The organism is Cyanothece sp. BG0011, from assembly GCF_003013815.1.
Classification (GTDB): domain Bacteria; phylum Cyanobacteriota; class Cyanobacteriia; order Cyanobacteriales; family Microcystaceae; genus Crocosphaera.
Window position 1 is genome coordinate 1 of record NZ_PRLH01000215.1, and the last position, 7768, is coordinate 7768.

9 protein-coding genes and 1 tRNA gene are annotated in these 7768 nt (G+C 36.3%); 3 read left to right on the forward strand and 7 right to left on the reverse strand.

From position 1 onward, the window contains the following. Nucleotides 1-1056 (forward strand): ATP-dependent 6-phosphofructokinase (locus C4E06_RS26865; protein WP_107671383.1); only part of this gene is annotated, 1056 nt, incomplete at its 5' end. Nucleotides 1057-1336: 280 nt separating this feature from the next. Here the strand turns inward: C4E06_RS26865 and C4E06_RS26870 are convergent. Then, nucleotides 1337-1409: transfer RNA gene (locus tag C4E06_RS26870), tRNA-Thr, on the reverse strand. A 361-nt stretch (nt 1410-1770) separates the two neighbouring features. Here C4E06_RS26870 and C4E06_RS27490 point away from each other — a divergent pair. Beyond that, nucleotides 1771-1938, forward strand: a complete 168-nt coding sequence (locus C4E06_RS27490) for a hypothetical protein (protein ID WP_157951264.1) — start codon at nt 1771-1773, stop codon at nt 1936-1938. A 306-nt stretch (nt 1939-2244) separates the two neighbouring features. Continuing rightward, complete coding sequence (locus C4E06_RS26875) at nt 2245-3006, forward strand: sterol desaturase family protein (RefSeq protein WP_107671384.1); 762 nt, start codon at nt 2245-2247, stop codon at nt 3004-3006. Here the strand turns inward: C4E06_RS26875 and C4E06_RS26880 are convergent, their stop codons facing one another. From C4E06_RS26880 to sufR, 6 genes are all read right to left on the reverse strand, one after another. Continuing rightward, nucleotides 3007-4029 carry an AI-2E family transporter gene (locus C4E06_RS26880; protein ID WP_107671385.1) on the reverse strand — a complete coding sequence of 341 codons (1023 nt, stop codon included), beginning with the start codon at nt 4027-4029 and terminating at the stop codon, nt 3007-3009. It lies immediately after the preceding gene. An 86-nt stretch (nt 4030-4115) separates the two neighbouring features. Beyond that, a complete protein-coding gene (locus C4E06_RS26885; protein WP_107671386.1) occupies nt 4116-4706 on the reverse strand; it encodes a hypothetical protein in 591 nt (196 codons plus the stop codon). A gap of 337 nt (nt 4707-5043) precedes the next feature. Then, nucleotides 5044-5703, reverse strand: coding sequence for a response regulator transcription factor (locus C4E06_RS26890; protein ID WP_107671387.1), 660 nt, complete (start codon nt 5701-5703; stop codon nt 5044-5046). Nucleotides 5704-5815: 112 nt separating this feature from the next. Further along, the gene (locus tag C4E06_RS26895) at nt 5816-6334 is read right to left on the reverse strand and encodes a ferredoxin (RefSeq protein WP_107671388.1); all 519 of its coding nucleotides are present in this window, start codon (nt 6332-6334) and stop codon (nt 5816-5818) included. 243 nt (nt 6335-6577) lie between these two features. Continuing rightward, nucleotides 6578-6832: a hypothetical protein gene (locus C4E06_RS26900; RefSeq protein ID WP_107671389.1), complete on the reverse strand. Its 255-nt coding sequence runs from the start codon at nt 6830-6832 to the stop codon at nt 6578-6580. A 147-nt stretch (nt 6833-6979) separates the two neighbouring features. Continuing rightward, nucleotides 6980-7639: an iron-sulfur cluster biosynthesis transcriptional regulator SufR gene (sufR, locus tag C4E06_RS26905; RefSeq protein WP_107671390.1), complete on the reverse strand. Its 660-nt coding sequence runs from the start codon at nt 7637-7639 to the stop codon at nt 6980-6982. Nucleotides 7640-7768 lie beyond the last annotated feature (129 nt).

Here is a 7768-nt window from a genome sequence, read left to right on the forward strand (position 1 = left end):
GGATTAAATGCCGTTATTCGTGCAGTGGTATATCATGCGGTAGGAACCTATAACTGGGAAGTCATCGGCATCAAAGAAGCGACGCATGGATTAATGAGTGATCCCCCTAAGTGTATCCAATTTCAACTAGAGACATTAGATAATTTAAAGTTAGATATATTGGATAATTTATTGTTAATGGGAGGTACAATTTTAGGCACCACTAATAAAGGGAATCCCTTTGCTTTCCCCATGAGTGACGGGACATTACGCGATCGCTCCTCAGACATTATTAACGGTTATCATAAGTTAGGATTAGATGCTTTAATCGGCATTGGAGGGGATGGTAGTTTAGCCATCTTGCGCCGTTTGGCACAACAGGGAGGCATTAACCTCGTAGGTATTCCCAAAACTATCGATAACGATGTCGGTGCAACAGAGGTGTCTATCGGGTTTGATACCGCCACCAACATCGCCACAGAAGCCCTTGATCGTCTTCATTTTACCGCAGCCAGCCATAACCGGGTCATGGTTTTAGAAGTGATGGGAAGAGATGCCGGACATATTGCTTTAGCAGCCGGTATTGCAGGGGGGGCAGATGTCATCCTCATTCCTGAAATTCCCTATAAAATAGACAAAGTTTGCCAAAAAATTCGCAGTAGACAGCAACAAGGTAAAAATTTTTGTTTAGTAATGGTATCCGAAGCAGTACGAACGGAAGTCGGGGAACAAGTCAGTCAAATACAGCAACTAGGGGAAGATCGCTTAGGGGGTATTGGCAAGTATATTGCCGAACAAATAGGGGCGAAAACAGGGGCAGAAACTCGTGTAACCGTCCTTGGCCATATTCAACGGGGGGGGATACCTTCCCCTATGGATCGCCTCTTAGGTTCAGCTTTTGGGGTGGCTGCGGTTGATTTAATTGCTGAGGGAAAATTTGATCAGATGGTTGCATGGAAAAATCGAGAGATTGTCAGTGTTCCCATTGCTGAAGCGATCAAAACCTATCGTACGGTTGACCCAGAAGAAACGTTAGTCAAAACGGCCAGAGGGTTAGGTATTTGTTTAGGAGATTAAAGCGATTGACCGATTCAAGGAATTAGGTTTTGCAACGATAACGATAGATTAAGGGTTTAACAGGGAGTTGAACCCTTATTTTTATTCTGTTGTCCAAATAAGCAGAAACTCCGACGGGACTACCCGCGGAGATCAAAATGGTTATGTTATATAATTACATAAATCTCAAAAAAAATACTCTGTCTTTAAGGAGATTTAATATTTTGCATTGTAACGAAAAAAAAATTAACATAGGGATACGCCAAAGTACAGGAAACTCACAAAGATAAAAATATGGATAAGCTCCCTGTCGGACTTGAACCGACGACCTACTCATTACAAGTGAGTTGCTCTACCAACTGAGCTAAGGAAGCAAGTCAATTTAGGTTTACACCTTATTATCATAGCAATTATAACATAAACAGAGCGAATAAACAGAGCCAGCACGGTTAGAATGTCAAACTAAGAAGCAAAAAGGAATACAATAAAGTTAAACGTCATATCTCTCTCTCAAAAAACACTGAATTACTGCTATGACAACATCTATTAATTTTTCATGAGGGAATTTATCAATCTTTTATAAGAAAATCAAAGTTTTAATTAAATTACAAAAAAAACCATCAACTTTTCTTCAGTCTTATTTCTGTAGATAGATGTTGTTATTTTATTTTATCAGTAACGTTAATATTAGGAATAAATTCCTTGACAATTAACGGATTTAAGGTCATATAGATAATGATGCAATATCGAACAACAGTAGGATGGTCTCTCATTACATCGGGTATTGTTACCCTTTTACTAAAAGTGCTTCCTGGTAATTCATTATGGTGGGGAATTGCTTTTTTAATTATTGGGATCGCTGTACTCTATTTAAGAAAAAGCGATAACGTTCTTGAACGTTAAGTTAAATTAGTTTCCATCAGCCAAAATATTATCACCTCCCTATATTAATATAGTCAAAGATTCTTTTTGTGATCAGTTTTTGACTATATTTTTAGTTTTCTATAAACTAGTTCTTGTACCTTCAATAAAATTACTGATGAAGGTAGAGAACTCTAGAACAGGGGGGTTTAATTTTGCTCCTAATGGTTATAGAATTGATTTTATTCGTTTTAGTAGGTAAGTTTTCTTATCTTGGTGTAAGATATCAGTGAAGAGAAATCAAGTTAATGAGTTAATTGATAGGTCAAAAGTACAAAAAAAATTACTATGGAAATTAATTTAGTCCAACGTTCATTAAAATTTTACAGTCTTGCTTTTTTTGGAATCATTTTAATTAGATATTTTTTGGTAGCAGGATCAACCTATTTGTTTTTTTATTCATCCTTAAGTGAAAGCTTTGCTAACCCCTATTTAGAGTCCCCCGCTCCCTCTCGTAAGTTAATTTACCAAGATATTAAACTGTCTATTTTATCCTCAATCATCTTTGCGATCGTAGCTGCTTTAATTATGTCAAGTTATGATTCGGGATTAACTTGTCTTTATAGTGATTTTCAAGGTCATCAATTATGGTATTTTATCATTAGCTATATCGGTGTTTTAATTCTCCAAGATAGCTATTTTTATTTTACCCATCGTTTGTTTCATCATCCCTTCCTTTTTCATAAACTACACCGAGGACATCATCAGTCACGCTATCCAACTCCTTGGACTTCCTTTGCTTTCGATCCCTTAGAAGCTGTTGTTCAGTCTTTATTTTTTGTTGTAATTGTTTATGTTATTCCACTACATTTTATCACCCTCATTGCAGTTTTAATAACCATGACGATCTGGGCTGTTGTCAATCATTTAGGACTCGATCGCTTACCTTTGTCCTTTCCTCATCATTGGTTAGGAAAGTGGTTTATTGGACCGGCTCATCATTCTCTTCATCATTTAAAATATCAGATAAATTATGGGCTATATTTTACTTTTTGGGATAAAGTTCTTGGCACACAAGACCCTAATTATGAAAGCCAAATAAGAGAATAATTATTCAACCTCACCTAACATAATTGCTACGCCACGAGTGGTTTCAAACTCTTCGCAAAATAAGATAATTGAGATAGTCATAGGAATCCCTAATATAGCACCAGGAATTCCCCAAATCCACCCCCAAAATACAATAGAAAACAAAGCAATAAAAGGAGAGAGTTGCAGCGTTTTTCCCTGTATTCGGGGATCAACAAAATTTCCCATTATTACTTGAATAATCCCTAATCCTATTACTGTTGCAATACCGCGAGGAATGCCATTAAATAAAATAGCAATTAAGGTGGGAGGAATCACAGCAATAATTGAACCAAGGGTAGGAACATAGTTAAGAATAAAAGCAATTAAACCCCAAACTAAAGCAAGATCAACCCCAATAATTAAGCACCAAATACCCGTTAAAATTCCTGTTAAAATGCAGGTAAAAGTCATGACGGTTAGATAACGCCGTAATTTCTCGCTAGTATTGCCCACAGCATTAATAATATGTTGACTCATTCGAGATGAAAAAGCTTGTTGAACTTTGCGCTTATATTGACTAACTTCTAAAAGTAGTAAAATCAGCAAAGAAATGGTTAAAATTAATAAACTTACGGTTGACACCAGTGTTTGAAATCCAGTAATTGCCTGTTGTGTTAACTGAATGGGTGTATTATTGATTTGAGAATTAAATTGAGGTACGGGTAAACCATAATTATTCGCCCAATCTTGAACCGTTTCCCACATTTCTTCTAAACGATCCAGATATTTGGGAATTTTGGGTTCAATAATTTCTGCACTTAATGACAATGCGCCTTGGGCTAACGCAACAACACCCCCAAGTACCAATAAAACAATAATTAAACTTAACCAACGAGGCAGCTTTTGTTCAAGTTTGTTTTGTAAAGGATAAACTAAAACAACAATAAAAAATGCAAAGGCCAAGGGCATTGAAATGGGTTGAGTTGCTTTAAGAGCAGCTAAGACGAGAATAATGGCAATAATGGCCATTAAAATTTGAGTTGTTTGATTAGATACTTTCATGACTATTGTTCCTCAATCAGATTCGTCGTTAAAGAGGATAAAAAACTCATTAATAACGTTGATTTATTGTTATTTATTTACTGAAGTTAATTATTATTAAATTCAATTGTTTTGAACATAGCATCTAAAATTTGCTTATTTTTTGGATAATTATTACCTGGAACATCATAGGTCGTTGCAATCATCGTGCGGTCGCCTAAATCCACAATATAGCTATAGCTTTGTTGACCTTTTGGTAACATGGCTCTACCAGTAGATTGCCTTTCAACGGCTACTGCTTGATAAGAATCAATGGTAAGGGTTTCTTTTGAGAGGTGTTTCTCTCCTAAATTTTCTTGACTGACTAAATCAAAAGGTGTATTTTCTTCTACTCTTAAATAAATGGCTTTACTAATACTTTCAGTTTGTTCCGGAACTTTAGCAGAAGTCGGATCAAAAACTTGGCAATCGTTCATAACCTTACCCGAATTGGTTTGCCAATCTTGAGGATAATTAACTTGATAACCAACTTTTTGATTGCTACAAGTTTGGGTTAAATTAATGTTACTGTTGTTTTCATTTTGGCTAAGTAATGATTGTGATTTAATTGAGTTTGAAAAGTTTAAATTATCACAACTACTTAATAGGGCAATAAAAAAAAATAAAATTAACTTTATATAACTGAGTGAGGTTTTCATCTGATTCAGGCCTTATTTATTGTCGTAGTAAAAATCATTAAACCTAGGCAATGGGTAATAATCAAACTGTTTCAACCCTTCGACCTTACCAATAATTTAATACTTAATACTAAATAGCAAGTCCATTGAAATCACCAATCACCTGGTGAAAACAAGACAACAGATCATTTTCATCCATTATTGAAACTGGCTATAAATACTCTGATCTTAGTCCTCTTAGAAAAATAATTAATCTTTCTCAGGTTATAAATTTCAAAATAGTTGAAAAACATCACAAAAATTACCCCACACTGATTTGCAGTCAGTTTATGGGGCTTCTATGGATAGCGAACAATGTTTAAGCAATACTATTTTCAATCGCCCAACGAGCTAACTCGGTGCGGTTGTGAAGATTCGTTTTATTAAGCATATTAGAAACATGACTTTCTATGGTGCGTTGACTGACACTGAGTTTTTCAGCCACATCTCGATTAGATAGCCCTTGAGCTACTAACTGAACCACTTTTGTTTCCGTTGGGGTCAATTCTACGTTACTGGGAACCTGAATACGGGTGCTATCGTCTAAGGAAATATTAGCCTTATGACGCATTAAACGGCTCGCTTGTTTGAGAGATGATTCGACTTGAGCCACTAACTCCTCTGGTTCAAAGGGCTTTACCATATAGACATCAGCCCCGGTATTCAGTCCTTTTACCCTGTCTTGGCTTTGTCCTTTGGCAGAAAGAAACATCACAGGAACCCAACTGGTACGAGCATCTTGACGCACTTTTTCAATGAGGGTATAACCGTCCATTTCGGGCATCATCACATCACAGATAATCATGTCAGGAATCTGTTTAGTTAAGACTTCGAGGGCTTCTTTGCCATTTTCTGCGGTGGTTACTTCGTACCCTTGAAATTCAAGATAATCTTTCACCAGCAAAACTAGGTTAGGATCATCATCAACTAATAATAAGTGTTTATTATCTTTTTGTGAGTTATCTTTTAAGGGTGCCATCTTGTTTTCTCAGCTAAATTTTGATAAGGATTCTGTGTAGAGGTTATGGTGGGAATTAAAACGATGTTAATTCAATCTTAACCTTGGAGGATTGTTTTTAAGTAACAGTTTATTACGTCTTTTGATCTATTATCTCATGATCAAGGTCAGTGGATTTATTTTTAATGGTTTTGAATGGGGGTTTATTCAAGGGTTGAGGTAACGCATGGGTACAGAAGGCATAGTCTTCGACGATTTTATTACCAATGAGATGTTCTTGAATAATGCGTTCAATCACTTCAGGGGTTGCTTGACGATACCAAACACCATCAGGATAGACCACTAGAATTGGCCCATCCATACAAACTCGCAAACAATTGGCTTTCGTGCGAAAAATACAAGAAGGTTGTGCTTCTGTGACTTGGTCAAGTTTGAGTTCTTTGAGACGACGTTTAAGATAGTCCCAAGCCTCTAAACTGGTTGCTTTAGGGCAACATTTGGGTTTCGTTTGGTCTGCACAAAGAAACAAATGTCTTTGAATTTGAGTGAGTCCCAAGGTTTTGATGGTTTGTGATAACGTATCTTGGGATTCTAATGGGGTTTGAATGTCGGGTGCTATTTCTTCTGAAGTATTAACAACCGGTTCGTTCATTTATATTTATTCTAGAAGGATTCATGGCCTATTTTACCCTGTAACCCTGTTTCTCGGAAGTGGGAAAACACAATTATTTTAAAAATTTACCCTTATTAAATAAACTATAGTAATATCATTGAGTTTTCTATTTATTTTAATTGCAGTTCCTCAGTATGATTACGATTCATACTAAAATATCTTTAACTTGAAACACCTATAAACTAGATAAAAGGGATTGATTATCATAAATAATCAATTAACTTACCATTTCAAAACTGCAGCATCTGCCCCTTGTTCCCGTCGGATTTTTCCATCTTTTTCAAACCAGTCAATCACTTGTTGATGGGTTAAATCTTCTACAGAAACCTCTAAATCTTTAGCAATGATAGTTAATAATCTCAAAGAAGAAATAGTTAAACGAGTTAAAAACTTTTCGGATGCAGTTAATAATGCTTTATCCACATCGGCTGATTCTCCAGGGGTTAAAAATTGAGCAGGAGATTGAGGCTGATTCATATTAATTAATGGTTACTGAGTTTAAACGATATAGTCTATATTACAAAAATTTTTCTATCATTCCAAGAGCTAGGTCTATACAAAATATTATAACCTAGATAGAATAAGCAAAAGGCAATAACATTAATAATAAAAAATCAATCACGGCTATTTTTTAACCCGAATTAAATACCCACAATTATGTTCCCCTTCATTAATCCAATGGGTTCGTTCTATAATACAATCGGGTAAAATTTCGGCAAACATTTCTAGTTCATGACCGCATACGGTTGGGTAAGACTCTGCTACCTCAGAAATAGCACAATGGTGTTCAGCCAGGAGATAACCTTCCTCTTGACCATTTAAGCCATTTTCCTCATTAGCATGGTGTAGTTCAGCCATATAACCCTCTTCCTGTCGCAGTTTAACTAACGTCTGCACCCTCTCCTTTAAGGAACCTTGACCCATGCGTCGTCGATAATCATCAGCTTTCCGTTGCCATTGCTTGCGTAATATCTCTTTGACCTGGTTTTCTCCCATTGTCTCCGTTAAGGTATCTAAAAAAGACACCGCAAACTCTCCATATTGATTGGGAAAGCGATCGCGGCCCTGTTTACTGAGAGAATAGATATATTGGGGTCGTCCTAACCCTCCTTGCAAGGGATGATGTTCGAGTAATCCTTCAGTTTCGAGGTCTTTTAAATGACGGCGCGTTGCTTGGGGGGTGATTTCGAGAGATTCAGCGAGTTCGGCTGCGGTAGCTCGACCCTGTTTGAGTAAATATTGCAAAATGTCTTCTTTGGTGGAAGGAGGCTGTATAGTAGTCATTTTTAAAACTTATCAGTCAGATATATAAGAAATGTAACGATCGCGCTTTAGAAAAGGTTACACAAAAATTTTAGGGGAATGTGACTTTGACAACAATTGAGTTGTTAATCTATTGTAAGCTATAATAAA

Bases quoted from the DNA above. Each gene is read 5' to 3' on its own strand.
- C4E06_RS27490 (WP_157951264.1), top strand. From the start codon at position 1,771: ATGATGCAATATCGAACAACAGTAGGATGGTCTCTCATTACATCGGGT.
- C4E06_RS26875 (WP_107671384.1), top strand. From the start codon at position 2,245: ATGGAAATTAATTTAGTCCAACGTTCATTAAAATTTTACAGTCTTGCT.
- C4E06_RS26880 (WP_107671385.1), bottom strand. From the start codon at position 4,029: ATGAAAGTATCTAATCAAACAACTCAAATTTTAATGGCCATTATTGCC.
- C4E06_RS26885 (WP_107671386.1), bottom strand. From the start codon at position 4,706: ATGAAAACCTCACTCAGTTATATAAAGTTAATTTTATTTTTTTTTATT.
- C4E06_RS26890 (WP_107671387.1), bottom strand. From the start codon at position 5,703: ATGGCACCCTTAAAAGATAACTCACAAAAAGATAATAAACACTTATTA.
- C4E06_RS26895 (WP_107671388.1), bottom strand. From the start codon at position 6,334: ATGAACGAACCGGTTGTTAATACTTCAGAAGAAATAGCACCCGACATT.
- C4E06_RS26900 (WP_107671389.1), bottom strand. From the start codon at position 6,832: ATGAATCAGCCTCAATCTCCTGCTCAATTTTTAACCCCTGGAGAATCA.
- sufR (WP_107671390.1), bottom strand. From the start codon at position 7,639: ATGACTACTATACAGCCTCCTTCCACCAAAGAAGACATTTTGCAATAT.